The organism is Rhodoferax sp. SPJ21, assembly GCF_058216335.1.
In genome coordinates this window covers 680,913-695,366 of record NZ_JBYZMO010000003.1, presented here as the reverse complement: position 1 = coordinate 695,366, position 14,454 = coordinate 680,913, and the positions used below count along the sequence as shown (strand labels likewise).

The 14,454-nt window shown below is 63.5% G+C and carries 12 protein-coding genes; 1 reads left to right on the top strand and 11 read right to left on the bottom strand.

What is annotated here, in order from left to right; translation table 11 throughout:
* Nucleotides 1-54: 54 nt before the first annotated feature.
* The 5 genes from rbsD to AC4BBN_RS18455 form a co-directional block, all read right to left on the bottom strand.
* On the bottom strand, nt 55-459 hold the full coding sequence (gene rbsD / locus AC4BBN_RS18475) for a D-ribose pyranase (protein WP_490593466.1): 405 nt from the start codon (nt 457-459) through the stop codon (nt 55-57).
* A complete protein-coding gene (locus AC4BBN_RS18470) occupies nt 456-1,466 on the bottom strand; it encodes a LacI family DNA-binding transcriptional regulator (RefSeq protein WP_490593465.1) in 1,011 nt (336 codons plus the stop codon). The genes rbsD and AC4BBN_RS18470 overlap by 4 nt, the downstream gene beginning before the upstream one ends.
* A gap of 7 nt (nt 1,467-1,473) precedes the next feature.
* The gene (locus AC4BBN_RS18465; protein WP_490593464.1) at nt 1,474-2,436 is read right to left on the bottom strand and encodes an ABC transporter permease; all 963 of its coding nucleotides are present in this window, start codon (nt 2,434-2,436) and stop codon (nt 1,474-1,476) included.
* Between the two features lie 34 nt (nt 2,437-2,470).
* The gene (locus AC4BBN_RS18460) at nt 2,471-4,009 is read right to left on the bottom strand and encodes a sugar ABC transporter ATP-binding protein (RefSeq protein WP_490593463.1); all 1,539 of its coding nucleotides are present in this window, start codon (nt 4,007-4,009) and stop codon (nt 2,471-2,473) included.
* 62 nt (nt 4,010-4,071) lie between these two features.
* Nucleotides 4,072-5,025: a sugar ABC transporter substrate-binding protein gene (locus AC4BBN_RS18455; RefSeq protein WP_490593462.1), complete on the bottom strand. Its 954-nt coding sequence runs from the start codon at nt 5,023-5,025 to the stop codon at nt 4,072-4,074.
* Nucleotides 5,026-5,438: 413 nt separating this feature from the next.
* Here AC4BBN_RS18455 and AC4BBN_RS18450 point away from each other — a divergent pair, with 413 nt between their 5' ends.
* Complete coding sequence (locus AC4BBN_RS18450; RefSeq protein WP_490593461.1) at nt 5,439-7,031, top strand: methyl-accepting chemotaxis protein; 1,593 nt, start codon at nt 5,439-5,441, stop codon at nt 7,029-7,031.
* Nucleotides 7,032-7,104: 73 nt separating this feature from the next.
* Here AC4BBN_RS18450 and AC4BBN_RS18445 read toward each other — a convergent pair whose 3' ends face one another.
* The 6 genes from AC4BBN_RS18445 to AC4BBN_RS18420 form a co-directional block, all read right to left on the bottom strand.
* Complete coding sequence (locus AC4BBN_RS18445; protein WP_490593460.1) at nt 7,105-7,734, bottom strand: LysE family translocator; 630 nt, start codon at nt 7,732-7,734, stop codon at nt 7,105-7,107.
* Nucleotides 7,731-9,236: a sensor domain-containing diguanylate cyclase gene (locus AC4BBN_RS18440; RefSeq protein ID WP_490593459.1), complete on the bottom strand. Its 1,506-nt coding sequence runs from the start codon at nt 9,234-9,236 to the stop codon at nt 7,731-7,733. The genes AC4BBN_RS18445 and AC4BBN_RS18440 overlap by 4 nt, the downstream gene beginning before the upstream one ends.
* A 154-nt stretch (nt 9,237-9,390) precedes the next feature.
* Nucleotides 9,391-10,965, bottom strand: a complete 1,575-nt coding sequence (locus tag AC4BBN_RS18435; RefSeq protein WP_490593458.1) for a putative bifunctional diguanylate cyclase/phosphodiesterase — start codon at nt 10,963-10,965, stop codon at nt 9,391-9,393.
* On the bottom strand, nt 10,962-12,452 hold the full coding sequence (locus tag AC4BBN_RS18430; RefSeq protein WP_490593457.1) for an ATPase domain-containing protein: 1,491 nt from the start codon (nt 12,450-12,452) through the stop codon (nt 10,962-10,964). The genes AC4BBN_RS18435 and AC4BBN_RS18430 overlap by 4 nt, the downstream gene beginning before the upstream one ends.
* Entirely contained in the window at nt 12,445-12,864 is a 420-nt protein-coding gene (locus tag AC4BBN_RS18425; protein ID WP_490593456.1) for a hypothetical protein, read from the bottom strand. The genes AC4BBN_RS18430 and AC4BBN_RS18425 overlap by 8 nt, the downstream gene beginning before the upstream one ends.
* A gap of 395 nt (nt 12,865-13,259) precedes the next feature.
* Complete coding sequence (locus tag AC4BBN_RS18420) at nt 13,260-14,453, bottom strand: MFS transporter (protein ID WP_490593455.1); 1,194 nt, start codon at nt 14,451-14,453, stop codon at nt 13,260-13,262.
* Nucleotide 14,454 lies beyond the last annotated feature (1 nt).

Here is a 14,454-nt window from a genome sequence, read left to right as displayed (position 1 = left end):
GGCCGCTGGCGCATATTTTGTCTGCGCCAGCAGCTATGGTTTCAATAGCGCGGGCTAGAACGCGACGCCGGCCACCAGGATGATGTTGGCGTAGGGTGTGCACTCGCCGGTGCGCACCATGGCGCGGGCCTGGCCGCAGAGCTTTTTAAAGTCGGCGTGGCTGAGGTTGGCCGGCTTGGTCGATAGTTGGTCGGCGCACCAGGCGGGCAGTTGGCGTTCGTCGCCCACCAGGGCTTCGGTGGCGATGATGCTGGCTTCGACCTGCAGCTCGCTCAGCACGGCCTTCAGTACGTCTTGCAGCCCGGGTGTGCCGGGGCAGACGGCCAGGTCGATGCGCTGCGGCGCGCCGGGGCCGAAGGGGATGGGCAGGCCGGCATCGCCCAGCACCAGCATGTCGCCATGGCCCATGCTGGCAATGACCTGGGAAAGTTCGGCGTGGAGGAGTGTGGTGCGTTTCATGGTGTTGATGGTGATGCGGTGGATGCCCGTACGGTCAGTGTGGGCTGCAAAAGAACCTGTTTGGCATCCAGCCGTCCGCCCTGTATGCGTTCCAGCAGCATGTCCACAGCCAGCACGCCGATGCGCTGCTTGGGCTGGACGATGGTGCTCAGCGGCGGGCTGGTGAAGCGGGCCAGCTCGATGTCGTCGAAGCCGACCATGGACAGGTCCTGCGGTATGCGCACCCCGGCCTCGTGGGCGGCGCTGAGCGCGCCTATGCCCATCAGGTCATTACAGACAAACACGGCGCTGGGCGGCTGGGGCGATTGCAGAATGGCCTGCATGGCGGTAAAGCCGCCCTGGCTGGTGAAGTCGCTGTGCCACAGCAAGTCGCGGGTCTCTTCCGCCAAGCCGGCCGCGGCCAGCGCATTGCGCCAGCCCTGGATGCGTTGCGCGCTGGAGCTCAGGTCGGCCGGCCCGCCAATGCAGGCAATGCGGCGGTGGCCCAGTTGCAGCAAGTGTTCGGCGGCCATCTGGCCGCCTTGCAGGTGGGCGGTTTCCACCAGGTCGCAGTGCACGTGGGTGACCTCGCGGTCAAGCAGCACGGTGGGCGTGGTCAGGCCCTGCAGCATTTTCAGCAGGTCGCTGTCTTCACCGGTGGAGATGATGATGAGCCCGTCCACCCGCTTCTCGGCCAGCACCTGCAGGTAGACGCCCTGGCGGTGCGGTTCGTCGTCGGTGTTACACAGTATCAGCGTGTAGCCGCTGGCAAAGCAGTGGTCTTCCACCGCACGCACGATCTCGGCGAAGTAGGGGTTAGAGCAGTTGGGGATCAGCATCCCCAGCGTTTTGGTGGTGTTGCTCTTCAGGCTGCGGGCCACCGCGCTAGGCACATAGCCCAGTGCGCGGATCGCGGCTTCCACGTCCTGCCGCGCCTTGTCACTGACAAAGCGGGTGCGGTTGACCACATGGGAGACGGTGGAGATGGATACGTTGGCGTGGCGCGCAACGTCTTTGATAGAGGCCATGCCGAAATTATCGTGCGCCGGCACGGCGTTGCCGCAGCGTGTCGATGATGACGGCCACCACGATCACGCAGCCGGTGATGATGCGCTTGCTCGGGTCGCTGACGCCGATCTGGGCCAGGCCGGCTTCCAGCACGGCGATGATCAGCACGCCGAAAAAGGTGTTGATGACCGAGCCGCGCCCGCCCATCAGGCTGGTGCCGCCGATCACCACGGCGGCAATCACTTGCAGCTCCATGCCCGAGCCGGCGTTGGGGTCGGCGGCCTCCAGCCGGGCCGATTGCATCAGGCCCGCAAAGCCGGCCAGCAGGCCGGTGGCGGCAAACACCGCGATGCGGATCGGGCTGGGGTTGATGCCAGCCAGGCGCATGGCTTCTTCGTTGGTGCCAATGCCCACCACGTAGCGGCCAAAGACCGTCTTGCTCAGCACCAGTTGCGCCACCACCACCAGGGCCACGGCGATGAAGAACGAGGCCGACACGCCACCTACCCAAGGTGCGGCCAGGCCGCCGATGGCGTCACCCACGTACTGGGTGCGCGAGTCGGTCACCACATAGGCGCCGCCGCGCACGGCTTCCAGCATGCCCAGCGAGACGATGAACGAGGGCAGGCGCCAGGCGACTGCAATCCAGCCGGTGGCAGCACCGCAGGCCAGGCCGACCAGCAGGCCCAGCAGCGCGGCGGGCAGGGTTGCCCAGTGCCACTGCAATATCGCGGTGGCCGTGGCCGCTGCCGACAGTGCCAGCACCGAGCCGACCGACAAGTCAATGCCCGCGATGATGAGCACAAAGGTCATGCCCACGGCCATGACCAGCAGGGCCGGGATTTCATTGGCGATGGCGACAAAGGTCTCCACGCTGAAGAAGTATTCGCTCAGGCTGCCAAACAGAATGGCCATGCCGACCAGCACGGCGCTCAGGCCCAGGTAGGTGCCGAGCTGGCTGCTGCTGCGGGAGGAGGGAGAAGTAGACATGGTGAGTTGCAATAAACGGAAATAGAAAGAAGGCTTAGCCGTGGGTGCCAGTGCGCACTTGTGTGTCGCTGAAGGCGGCTTCCAGCAGGGACTTTTCGGTCCACTGGCCGCGCTCGAAGATGGCGACGAGTTGGCCCTGGGCCATCACGCCGATGCGGTCGCACATCTGCATCAGCTCGCGTAGGTCGCTGGAGACCATCAACAGGCCCTTGCCGGCTTCGGCCATTTTTTCCAGCTCGGCGTAGATGTCGGCGCGTGCGCCCACGTCCACGCCGCGCGTGGGTTCGTCCAGCAGCAGGATGTTGCATTCGCGGTGCAGCCAGCGCGAGAACACCACTTTTTGCTGGTTGCCGCCGCTGAGCGTGCCGACCGGTTGTTCGGGCCCGTTGCAGCGCACGGACAGGCGCTGCACCATGGATTTGGCTATGGCGCTTTCACGCGCAAAGTTGAGCCAGCCGGCTTTGGACACCGCGCCCACATCGCTGAGCGTGGTGTTCACGCGGATCGGCTGGCTCAGCAGCAGGCCCTGGGATTTGCGGTCTTCGGTGACCAGGCCGATGCCGGCGGCAATCGCCTGCAGCGGCGAGCGCCAGCCTTTGCTGTCGGTGGGGGCTTGGCCGGTGACGCTGATCTCGGCATGCTCGGCGCGGTCAGCGCCAAACAGCAGGCGCAGCACCTCGGTGCGGCCGCTGCCGACCAGTCCGGCCAGGCCGAAGACTTCGCCAGCGTGGATGTCCAGGCTGACGTCTTGCACCGCGCGGCCTCGGCGCAGGCCGGTGGCGCGCAGCAGCAGCTTGCCTTGCGGGCGGCGCGGGCGCTGCATGTCCTGGTCCACCGCGTGGCCGACCATGAGCTGGACGATGTCGGCCTCGTTCACGGTGTGCATGGGGCAGACCTTGACCAGTCGGCCGTCGCGCAGCACGGCCAGGGTGTCGGCAATTTGCACCAGCTCTTCCAGCCGGTGCGATACGTAAATGATGGCAACGCCTTGGGCCTTGAGGCGGGCGATCTGGTCGAACAGATGGCGCGTCTCACGCGGCGTCAACATGGCCGTGGGTTCGTCCAGGATCAGTATGCGGGTGTTGTCCTGCAGGTTGCGGGCAATCTCCACCATCTGCTGCTGGCCTATGCCCAGTTGGGACACCGGTGTGCGTGGGTCGATGTCGTTGATGCCCATCTTGGCCAGCTGGTGCGAGGCCTTTGCGTACAGCTGGGCTTTGTCGATCCAGTGGCCGCGCATCGCGCCGTGGTGGGGCAGGGCGCCGAGCAGCAGGTTTTCGGCCACGGTCAGCGTGGGGATCAGGCTGAGCTCCTGCATCACCATGCGCACGCCCAGGGCCTCGGCCTCGCGGCGCGCGGCGGGTGCGTAGGGCTGGCCGGCGAGCGTAAGTTCACCGGCGCTGGGCTTTTCCAGGCCGGAAATAATTTTGGACAGCGTGCTTTTGCCCGCGCCGTTTTCACCGGTCAGCGCCAGCACTTCGCCCGGGTGCAGCGACAGAGAGACTTCGTGCAGCACCTGGGTGACATAGGTTTTGCTGACGGATTGGATGGTGAGAACGGGTGTGGCGGTCATGGCAATAGAACGTGGGCGCAACGCGGCAGCACAGTGCTGGCCGCGTTGCGCGGGGCGGGAGCTTACTTCGTGTCTTTGGTCACCAGCACCACGTCGGTCTGGATGGCGGCAGGCATGTCGGCTTGCTTCTTCTTCTCGGCAATCGCCTTCAGGGCGATCTCGATGCCGAACACGGCTTGCTTGGCGCCGTACTGGTCGGCGGTGGCCAGCATGCGGCCGTCCTTCAGCATGGGCTTGACGGCGGTAATGTTGTCGTAGCCCACCACTTGCACCTGGCCGGTCTTGCCGGCGGCCTTGACGGCAGCCACAGCACCCAGGGCCATGTTGTCGTTACCCGCCAGCAGGGCCTTCAGGTCGGGGTGTTCGCGCAGCATGCCGGATGCCACGGTATTGCCCTTGTCGATTTCCCAGTTGCCGGACTGCACGCCGACCACGGTGGCACCAGCGGCCTTCATGGCGTCCTGGTAGCCCAGGGTGCGCTGCTGTGCGTTGAACGTGGTGGACACGCCTTCGATGATGCCGACCTTGTCGCCCGCCTTCAGGCTCTTGGCCAGGAAGTCGCCCACCAGCTTGGCGCCGGCACGGTTGTCAGGACCGGCGAACGGGATCTGGATGGCTTTTTCTTTTTGCGCATCGGCGTCGAGCTGGTTGTCGATGTTGACGACCAGGATGCCCTTGTCGATGGCGGTCTTCAGCACCGGCACCAGGGCCTTGGAGTCGGCCGGGGCGATGACGATGGCGTCAGCCTTCTGGGCAATCATCTGCTCGACCATGCGGATCTGGGCGGCGGTGTCGGTCTCGTTCTTGATGCCGTTGGACACCAGGGTGTACTTGGCGGCGTTGGCCTTGTTGTGCGCCTTGGCCCCGTCTTCCATGGTGCGGAAGAACTCGTTGGCCAGGGACTTCATCACCAGGGCGACCTTGGGTTTCTCGGCGGCGAAGGCGGGCGCTCCCGTCAGGGCAGCCAGCAGGCTGAGGGCGAGGGTGGTTTGGGCGGTGCGGCGGGTCAGTTTCATGCGGCTGTCTCCATATATGAATGAGGGCTAAGAAAAACACACACAAAAGCAATTCCACGGCTCCATAGCGCTAAGCCGGGGCCAGGGTGGAGCTCTTTTGTAAGCCGAATAATAGTGCTGAAAACGTTTGCGCAATCGTTTTCCTTGTAATGATAAACCCGTATTGGTGCGGCATGCCCCGTATTGGTGCATCGTAGTTAGCCGGGTTTCGCCCTTGCGGGCGTGGCTGTGAATCGGTGGTTCAGGGGCCGCGTCGGTTTTGCTTTTGCTATGAAATTAATGGCACCTAGGTGTTAACACCAATCTGGGTGCGAATGGCTTTGATCTGCAGGGAGGACATGGCAGGATGGGCCAGGTGCCTTGGGCTGCAATGTGCCGCCAAGCTTTTCAATCTCTTACGGAAGGGGAATCTGATGGCGCAATTTTTTAAGAACATGAATATCGGCCATCGTTTGGGGGCTGGTTTCGCTGTTGTGATTGCGTTGCTGGTGGCGCTGGCGGCCGTGGGTATTAGCCGTATTGATGTGGTGGATGACAGCATTGGTGTCATCCTGCATGACCGCTTCCATAAGGTGGAGCTGGCACAGAGGATTGAGAACGAAGTCAACCGCCAGTCACGCGCACTGCGCACGGCCCTGATTGCCAGCGATGCAGCGGTGGTGCAGGCGGAGCTTGCCAAGGTCGAAGACTCTAGCGTGGCGATAGGCAAAGCAGTGCAAGCGCTGCAAGGCATCGAGAGCAGCGACAAAGGCAAGGCGGCTCTCAGCGCCATACTGGATACGCGCAGTAGCTTCATCAAGCACGAGGTGGAGTTGATCGGGATGGTCAAGGCCGGCAAGATCGACGAGGGGCGGAGTTACCTTGTCAAAGAGATGCTGCCACCCCAAGCGGCTTACCTCTCGGCCGTTGAGGCATTCGTGAAGTTCCAGGTCGCAGGGATGGAGGCGGCTGGTGCGGAGGCCGATGCCATTGCGCATAGCGCCAATGTGCTGATGTTGTCGCTGGCCATATCTGCCACCCTGATGGCCGTGGCCCTTGCTTATTTGCTGACGCGCTCCATCACCAAGCCGATAGGCAGGGCTGTGCAGGTGGCGCAAACGGTAGCGTTAGGTGACTTGACGTCGGTCATCCACGTAGATTCCAGCGACGAAACCGGCCAGTTGCTGGCCGCACTGCAGACCATGCAGGCCAGCCTGTTCGACGTGGTGGGGCGGGTGCGCCAAGGGGCGGACAACGTGTCGCACGCCAGCGTGGAGATTGAGACCGGCAACCACGATCTGTCGGGGCGCACCGAGCAGCAGGCCAGCGCGCTGGAGCAGGCGGCTGCGTCCATGGAGGAGCTAAGCTCCACTGTGCGCATGAACGCAGACAACTCGCTCCACGCCAACACACTGGCGCTGAATGCATCCAGCGTTGCGACCCGTGGCGGGGCGGTGGTGAGCCAGGTGGTGGACACCATGAAGGGCATCAACGACAGCTCGAAGAAGATCAGCGAAATCATCAGCGTGATCGATGGCATCGCCTTCCAAACGAATATTTTGGCCTTGAATGCCGCTGTGGAAGCTGCACGCGCCGGTGAGCAGGGCCGGGGTTTTGCCGTGGTGGCCAGCGAGGTGCGCAGCCTGGCCAGCCGCAGTGCGGTGGCTGCCAAGGAGATCAAGGCGCTGATCAGTGACAGCGTGGAGCGCGTGGGCCAGGGCACGGCCTTGGTCGACCAGGCGGGCAGCACCATGAGTGAGGTGGTGCAGGCCATTCAGAAGGTGACCGAGATCGTGGGCGAGATCAGCACCGCCAGCTCCGAGCAGGCGCTGGGCATGTCTCAGATGGGTGAGGCCGTGGTGCACCTGGACCAGGCCACGCAGCAAAACGCGGCGCTGGTGGAAGAGATGGCCGCTGCCGCCAGCAGCCTGAAGAACCAGGCCGCGTCGCTGGTGCAGTCGGTGGCGGTATTCAAGCTGGGCCATGGCGGCGCGGCGTCCACCGCGCAGATGGCTTTGGCCCGGTAGTTGTTTCAAATGAAAATAGCTGCTAGCGCAGGACCTACCTGCGCTAGCAGCTATTTTTTTGGTAGCAATCGGATTAGTTACGCACCGCAGCCATCACGGCGGCAAAGCCTACGAAGACACCGCCGGTGGCGCGGTTGAACATCTTCAGCACGCTGGCGCGGCGCAGAAAGTTGGCTAGCGTCTTGCCGCTACCGGCATACACCATGTACCAGCCGGCCTCGATCACCGCGAAGGTCAGCAGCAGCACCGTGAACTGTGGCAGCTGCGGGGCGCTAGCGTCCAGGAACTGCGGCAGAAAGGCCACGGCAAACAGAATCGCCTTGGGGTTGCTGCCGGCCACCAGCACGCCCTGGCGGAACAGGCTGGCGTTGCTGGGTACGGCACTGGTTTTGGCCACACTGCCATCCGCCTCCTGGGCCACCGGCGCGCGCCAGCACTGTATGCCCAGATAGGCCAGGTAGCCGGCACCCAGCCAGCGCAGGGTGTTGAAGACGGTCGGAAAGCTTTGCAGCAGCGCGCCCAGGCCGGCGGCCGAGATACCCATCATCAGAATCATCACCACCATGCAGCCGGCCATGGTGGCCAGCGCAGCCTGGAAGCCGAAGCGGGCGCTGGAGCTCATCACCAGCAGCATATTCGGTCCGGGCGTGGCCGACACCAGAAATGTCATCATCAAAAACAGCCACCAGGTGTGCAGGCTCATGCGGGTACTCCAGCAGGGTCAGGGGGTGGGATTGTAGAAGCCAGCACCACCTGGTTGCGGCCCTGGGCCTTGGCCTGGTAGAGCGCCTGGTCGGCCTGTTGCACCAGGCTGCCCATGGCGACGTCGGGGCCGGGCACGAGCAGCGCCACGCCCAGGCTGGCAGTAAGTACGCCAAAAGGTGAGCCGACATGCGGCAGGGCCAGGTCTTGCAGTGCCTGGCGCACGGCTTCGGCGATCTGCAGCGCCTCGGCGGCTGTGGGGCCTTCGCTGAGCAACACGAATTCTTCACCGCCGTAGCGGGCCACCAGATCGCCGGCGCGGCGGAACTGCGCGGCCAGCACCTGGGCGGTGTGGCGCAGGCAGTCGTCGCCCGCCAGGTGACCGTAGTGGTCGTTGTATTTCTTGAAGTAGTCCACGTCCAGTAGGACCAGCGCCACGCTTTGGTGGCTACGGCTGGCACGGCCCCACGCGCTGGCCAGCACTTCGTCGAAGCGGCGGCGGTTGGCAATGCCGGTCAGCCCGTCGGTGGCGCTGAGCGCGGCCAGCTGGGTGTTGGAGGTTTCCAGCTGCTGCGTGCGTGCGCGCACCTTGTCTTCCAGCTCGCGTTCATGCGCCTTCAGCTCGGCCAGCAGGATGGCAAAGCCTATGCCCACCGTGCACAGCGTGAGGATGAACTCTTGCGCGCGCACGATCTCCAGGTGCACGTCCACCGCGCCAAACGGCTGTTGGCCCGCCGTCAGCACCCAAGAGGTGGCCCAGGACACCAGCGCCACTGCCAGCACGGTCCAGCGCACGCCAAAGTGCACGGCGATGTACAGCACCGAGGGCAGCAGCAGGTCGGGCGTGGCCGATACACCGCGGATTTCGCCCCCATGGGCAGAGAACACCATGGCCGCCAGGCCCAGGCTGAGGAGCAGCACCAGGCCGTCCTGCAGCTTGAAGCGGATACTGCCCGGCGGTGGCGCGAACGCCGAGGACAGGGACAGCAGCAGCGGCGTGTAGATCAGCAGGCCCAGGCCATCGCCAAACCACCATAGGCGCACCAGGGTGAGGTAGGGTGTGCTGGTGGCATGGATGTGTTGTAGCACCGCCGCAGCCAGCAGGCTGGCGAAAAGGGCTGCCACCACCGACCCGGCGACGATGAAGCGGCCAAAGTCGCGAAAGCTATGCAATCCCATCGAGGCCCGCATGCGGCGCATCAGCGCAAAAGCCAGCGCCACCTCGGTCAGGTTGACCAGGCTCAGCAGCACAGCGCCTTGCAAACCAAACACCGGCAGGTTGGCAAGTACATCGGAGCTGAAGGTCAGCGCCGCCATGGCCCAGGCGCGCTGGCCCTGGTAGCGCAGCAGGGCGGCCAGCAGTACCGCATTCGGCAGCCAGACCACGACCTCTTTCTCCGGCGTGACAGCGGCCAGAAAGGTCAGCTTCAGACTGGCGAAATGCAACAGCGGCAGCAGAAAATACAGCTGCCAGGGCGGAGGGGAGGAGCGAGGGGCGGGCACGATGGGGCGGGTCTGGCAGGACAGAGGGTTGCAGCACTCTATCGTATAAGACGCGCAATACCTTCAGGTAAATACGCCATTTAGCCCTCTGGCGCAGGTAATATCTGCGCGGGTAGCTATTAATTAAATAGCATGGGCGGCAGTCTTGTAAAGACTATGACGCCCAGTTCCCCGCCGCGAAGGCCTTGGCATGCAAGGGCCGGCTGAAGAAATAGCCTTGGCCCTCCAGGCAACCCTGTGCCTTCAGGTAGTTGAGCTGCTCGGAGGTCTCAATCCCCTCGGCGATCACCCTCAGGTTCAGGCTTTTGCCCATGGCGATGATGGCGACCACCAGCTTGGATTCGCCGCTGTCGCTTTCGATGTGGCGCACAAAGGACTGGTCGATCTTGATGGTGTCGATCGGGAAGCGCCGCAGGTAGCTCAGGCTGGAGTAGCCGGTGCCGAAGTCGTCAATCGAGATGTGCACGCCCAGGTCCTTGAGTGCTTGCAGCAGCAGAATGGTGGGCTCGGTGTGCTGCAGCAGCCCGCTCTCGGTCAGCTCTAGCTCCAGCAGGCCGGGATTCAAGCCGGTTTCCTGCAGAATGGTCTGCAAGCCTGCGAGAAAACCTTTGCTGTGGAACTCGATGGCCGACACATTCACCGCCATCTGCCCGAAGGCGATGCCGTCGCGTGTCCAGGCTGCAGCTTGGGTGCAGGCCTCGCGCAGCACCCAGCGGCCTATAGCCACGATCAGGCCGCTTTCTTCGGCAATGCCGATGAAGTGCTCCGGGTGCAGCAGTGTCCGGTCCGGCCGCACCAGGCGCAGCAAAGCCTCGACGCCCACGACCTTGCAGTCTTTCAGGCACACCTTGGGCTGGTACTGTAGCACAAAGCCGTCTTCGTCCAGCGCATGGTGCAAGGCGTTGTGCATGGACTGGCGCGCTACCGCCCGCACATTCATCTCCGGCGAGAACATTTGGTAGTTGTTGCGGCCGCTCTTCTTGGCGTAGTACATCGCGGTATCGGCGTCGCGCATCATGGCGTCGGCGTCGCCGCAGTCATCGGGGTAAATGGTCACGCCAATGCTGAGCGTGACGTGCAGCCTGTGGTGCTGGATCAGGTACGGTTCTGCGGTGGCCTCGATGATTTTCTGCGCGGTCAGCGTGGCGTCGTTCACCGAGTGGATTTGTGAGAGCAACACCACGAATTCGTCTCCGCCCTGGCGGAACACGGAATCGGACTGCCGCACGCAGTCCTGCAAGCGCTTGGCCACGGTCTGCAGCAGTGCATCGCCCACCGAGTGGCCTAGCGAGTCGTTGATGTGTTTGAAGTGGTCCAGGTCCAGGTAGGCCAGAGCCACCCGGTTGCCTTGCCGCTGGGCCATGGAAATGGCTTGGGCAAGGCGGTCGGTCAGCAGGGCCCGATTTGGCAGGCCGGTGAGCCCATCGTGCTTGGCCATGAAACTCATTTGGGTGGCGGCGGCTTCGGCGGCTTCGGTCAGGGACTGCGCATGGATGGTCGCCACCACCAGGCGCTCGTTGGCCTCCACCAGCTGCGCGCTGGCGATGGAGGCCATTTCGTCCTTGATGAACGACCTGTCTTCCCGGGCCTGCACTGCGCTTTCGCGCTGCCCTATTGCGGCCTCGCCAGCCTTCAATGCCGCTTCTCGCTGGGCCAGGGCAGAGCGCCGCAGGTCCTCATCGCTGGCTTCGGGCGCTGGCGGGGGGCCATCTATCCGATCGTGGGTCATGGCGTGGGGTCTCGTGGGTTGAGGGAGGGCGCGTGCGTGCGCCGGGGGCGGCCGCTGAACAGGCCTTCGTGGTCCGCTATCGGTTCGCCAATACAGATGCCCTCGTCGCTGATGGTGTATTGCCGGATGGCATTGCTGTGGGCGCTGCCGCGCACTTTCACCACGGCCATCACCCGTTGCAAGCGGCTATCGAGCTCTATGTAGCGTTGCACGATGATGGCGTCGGTCAGGAAGGCTGAGCCATAGGGGCTGAAGCGCAGATCGGTGTAGCGGTCTTCCAGCTCCGTGGTCATCAACACCGTGACGCCCAGGCCGGACAGCACGGCCACCATGCGGAACAGCGCCTCTCGAAAATCGTCGCGGAAGGCGGGCGCCACCGCTAGTTCGAAACCGGAGATGGAGTCGATCACCACCCGCGTGGCATTTCTGTCGCGGATGCTTTGCAGCAGTTGCTGCACCACCTCGTCTACCGACAGATCCCGCAGGCGGGTGTTGATCAGGCCGATGGAGCCGGCCTGCACCAGGTCGTCGATGGTGGTGGTGCGCGACCGGCTAGGGGTCTGCTCAAACGCGACGATGACCCCGGCCTCGCCCAGGCGCACGCCCTCTGCCAGGAAGGCGGTGGCCAGAATCGTCTTGCCAGACCCCGAGGGGCCGGCCACCAGCAAGGAATATCCATGTGGCAGCCCGCCGCCCAGCATTTCGTCGAGTGACGGCACACCCATGGCTGCGCGTCCGGTTTGGCGCACATGACCTGGTGCATGGCCAGCATTGCTGTCGTCCTGTATGACGGCTGACGGAAAGACGTGCAGGCCGTCGCCGCTGATGCGGAAGGTGTGCACGCCCGGACTGGTCGCCTGCCCGCGCATTTTCAGGACCTGGATTTTGCGCACCATGGAATTGCGCTGCACGCTTTGCTCCAGCGACAAGATGCCGTCTGCCACGGTGAACACCGGTGGCGCATCGCGCTGCGGCGAATATTCGCCAACCAAAAAAGCCGTGACCTGCCAGCCCGACAGTGACAGGCCCAGCTGGTGTACGAACTGCTGCATGCTCTCGCTGCCATGGGCCATGCGCTGCGCCTCGATCATCACCGAGCGGAACGAGTCTACAAACACCAGCGCCGGGGAGTGCCGCCGCACCTCTTCGGCAATGCGCGCCAGCACCTGGTCAAAGTGGCCCGACGACACTTCGCTGCTCAGGTTGATGAAGCGCACGGAGCTGTCGATCTTGTCGAAGTCAAAGAAGCTGAACTGCTGCTGGTAGCGCAGCATCTTCCAGGCCGGCTCGCCAAGCACGGTGAAAAACAGGGCGGAGCGCTCAGGCGTTGCCAGCGCGAACATCATCTGGTGGGCCAGGGTGGTTTTGCCTGCTCCCGGGTCGCCGACGATCAGGTTGAAAGAAAATTCCGGCAAGCCTCCGCCCAAAATCTCGTCCAGACCGGGCACACCTGTAGCCAGGCGGCGTATGGTCACTTTGTCATTCATAGCTATCTTTCTTTGCGGAGGCCGGGGTCGGGGCAATCCAGATGGCGCCCAGCAGGCGGTCGGTCAAGGACTCGCCAATCAAGGTGTCTAGTAGTTCGGTGAAGTTTTCCAATAGCAGACGGCTGGCTTCTATGCTTTCGCTGGCACTTTGGGCCTCGATGGCCGCGATCAGGCTGGGCAGTGGGTCTGGCTCTTTGCCGGGCTCTGAAGGCAGCTGAAGCCAGCTATGGTGTTTGGTGGTGAGGTAGAGGGCGCGCTCCAGCAGCACGCTGACGCCACGGCGGCCCACCACCTTCTCCAGCGCGCCGGCAATTTGCTGCCAGGTATTGACAAAGGCCTGGGCGACCGCGCGCGCGTCGGTGCATTTGCCGATGTGGCGTGTCAAGGCTTTGGTGACGGCTTCACGCTTCATAGGTTTCCCCGCTGCGCATGCTGCACGCCGCTTCTAGTCCGTCAAAGAAAGAAGGTACACGTAGCATGTGTGGCCGCATTCAACAAAAAATGCAGCCACGAAATACATGGAGAAATCGGTGCCCTGGAGGGCGAACACCGGAAGAAGTTACCGCTTGGGTTGGCAAGCGTTGGTCCAGAACGAGGCTTTACGCCAACGGGTTCGATCTTGGCACTAGAGCTGAGCTCTGCTTTTGACCTTCATCATATTAGGTGTAATCGCGCCGTATGGGTATGGGATTAGATGTAAGTTAATGTAGGACGGCAAGCTGTTCATAGCTGCGTGCGCAGCATTTCAGCATATCCATAGTTCTAAATAATTTAGACCTGTGGCGCAGATAGTACCAGCGTGGGTAGCTATATATTTTGTAGTGACAAGCGTGTCGGCTGCCAGATGCGCTGCAGCGCTGGCAGCAGCGCCAGGTACACCGCCGAGAACAGTACAAAGGCGATGGACAGCACCTGGGCCGGGAAGGCCGCGTGCAGCGCCAGAAACAGCCCAATGCCCGCCATGCGGCCCACGCCCAACGGGATCTCGCGCACCACGATGTAGTCCAGCTTGTGCTGTGCGTAGTCGGGGGCTGACTCGATGGCGGCATAGCTCCAGGCCATCAGGCTGGTGGTGATGAGGTTGAAGCCTATGGCGCTGGCCACGCCATAGGCCACCAGGCTGGCGGTCTGCGGCAGTAGCGCCAGGCCCAGCGAGGCGCCAAACACCAGCAGCGCGCCGCTGGTGTAGATGCCCATGCGGTGCCGTGCCTGCGAACTGCGCGCCAGGGCAATACTGGACAACAAGCCTACCAGCCCCACCAGCGCGCTGTAGGCGCCCATGGCCAGCTCGTCCTGCAGGATGGAATAGGCCATGATGGTCACCAGAAAGCTGGTGTACGAGCCCTCCACCATGGCCGAGCCCACGCTGACCCACAGCATGCCGCGCCAGCGCGGCTGTCGGTTGCGCCAGGCACCCAGCAGGTTGGACTGGCGGCCCAAAGGTTGGCCCTGCACCCGGTACGACCACCAGGCCGCGACGGCAAAGGTCAGCAGCGACAGGCCGAACACGCTGTAGTAGCCCGCTGGCCCGGCGACATGGCGTATCAGCCAGCCCGAAAGCAGCGGCGCCACGATGGCGGCAAAGCTGGTGAGGAAGTTGGCGGCGTACAGAAAGCGGTCGCGCTGCGCGTCCTGCGCGTTCTCCAGAAACTGCATGTGCTGGCCGATGACAAAGAAGCTCACTGCCAGGCCGAACAAGCTGCCCAGCAGCACCACGTGCCGGGCACAGTCCTCGCGCAGCCAGAGGATGGTGGCGTAGGTCAGCATGAATATCACCAAGCCCACGCGGCTGCTGGCCATAGGCGAGGTGCGCCGCGCGTGCAGGCTGCAAAGCGGAAAGCTCAGCAAAATGGCTGCCGAGCTGCTCAGGCTGTATGTGGCCTGGGTGATCAGCGAGCGGTCGATGTTCCAGATGTACAGGTTGACGAACAGGCTGGACAGGCCGACCGCAAACGCCTGCAGCAGCATCAGGACCAGAAAGCGGCGGGCATTGGCGTGCACG

Coding starts and splice junctions, on each gene's coding strand:
- rbsD (WP_490593466.1), bottom strand. CDS start 459: ATGAAACGCACCACACTCCTCCACGCCGAACTTTCCCAGGTCATTGCC.
- AC4BBN_RS18470 (WP_490593465.1), bottom strand. CDS start 1,466: ATGGCCTCTATCAAAGACGTTGCGCGCCACGCCAACGTATCCATCTCC.
- AC4BBN_RS18465 (WP_490593464.1), bottom strand. CDS start 2,436: ATGTCTACTTCTCCCTCCTCCCGCAGCAGCAGCCAGCTCGGCACCTAC.
- AC4BBN_RS18460 (WP_490593463.1), bottom strand. CDS start 4,009: ATGACCGCCACACCCGTTCTCACCATCCAATCCGTCAGCAAAACCTAT.
- AC4BBN_RS18455 (WP_490593462.1), bottom strand. CDS start 5,025: ATGAAACTGACCCGCCGCACCGCCCAAACCACCCTCGCCCTCAGCCTG.
- AC4BBN_RS18450 (WP_490593461.1), top strand. CDS start 5,439: ATGGCGCAATTTTTTAAGAACATGAATATCGGCCATCGTTTGGGGGCT.
- AC4BBN_RS18445 (WP_490593460.1), bottom strand. CDS start 7,734: ATGAGCCTGCACACCTGGTGGCTGTTTTTGATGATGACATTTCTGGTG.
- AC4BBN_RS18435 (WP_490593458.1), bottom strand. CDS start 10,965: ATGACCCACGATCGGATAGATGGCCCCCCGCCAGCGCCCGAAGCCAGC.
- AC4BBN_RS18430 (WP_490593457.1), bottom strand. CDS start 12,452: ATGAATGACAAAGTGACCATACGCCGCCTGGCTACAGGTGTGCCCGGT.
- AC4BBN_RS18425 (WP_490593456.1), bottom strand. CDS start 12,864: ATGAAGCGTGAAGCCGTCACCAAAGCCTTGACACGCCACATCGGCAAA.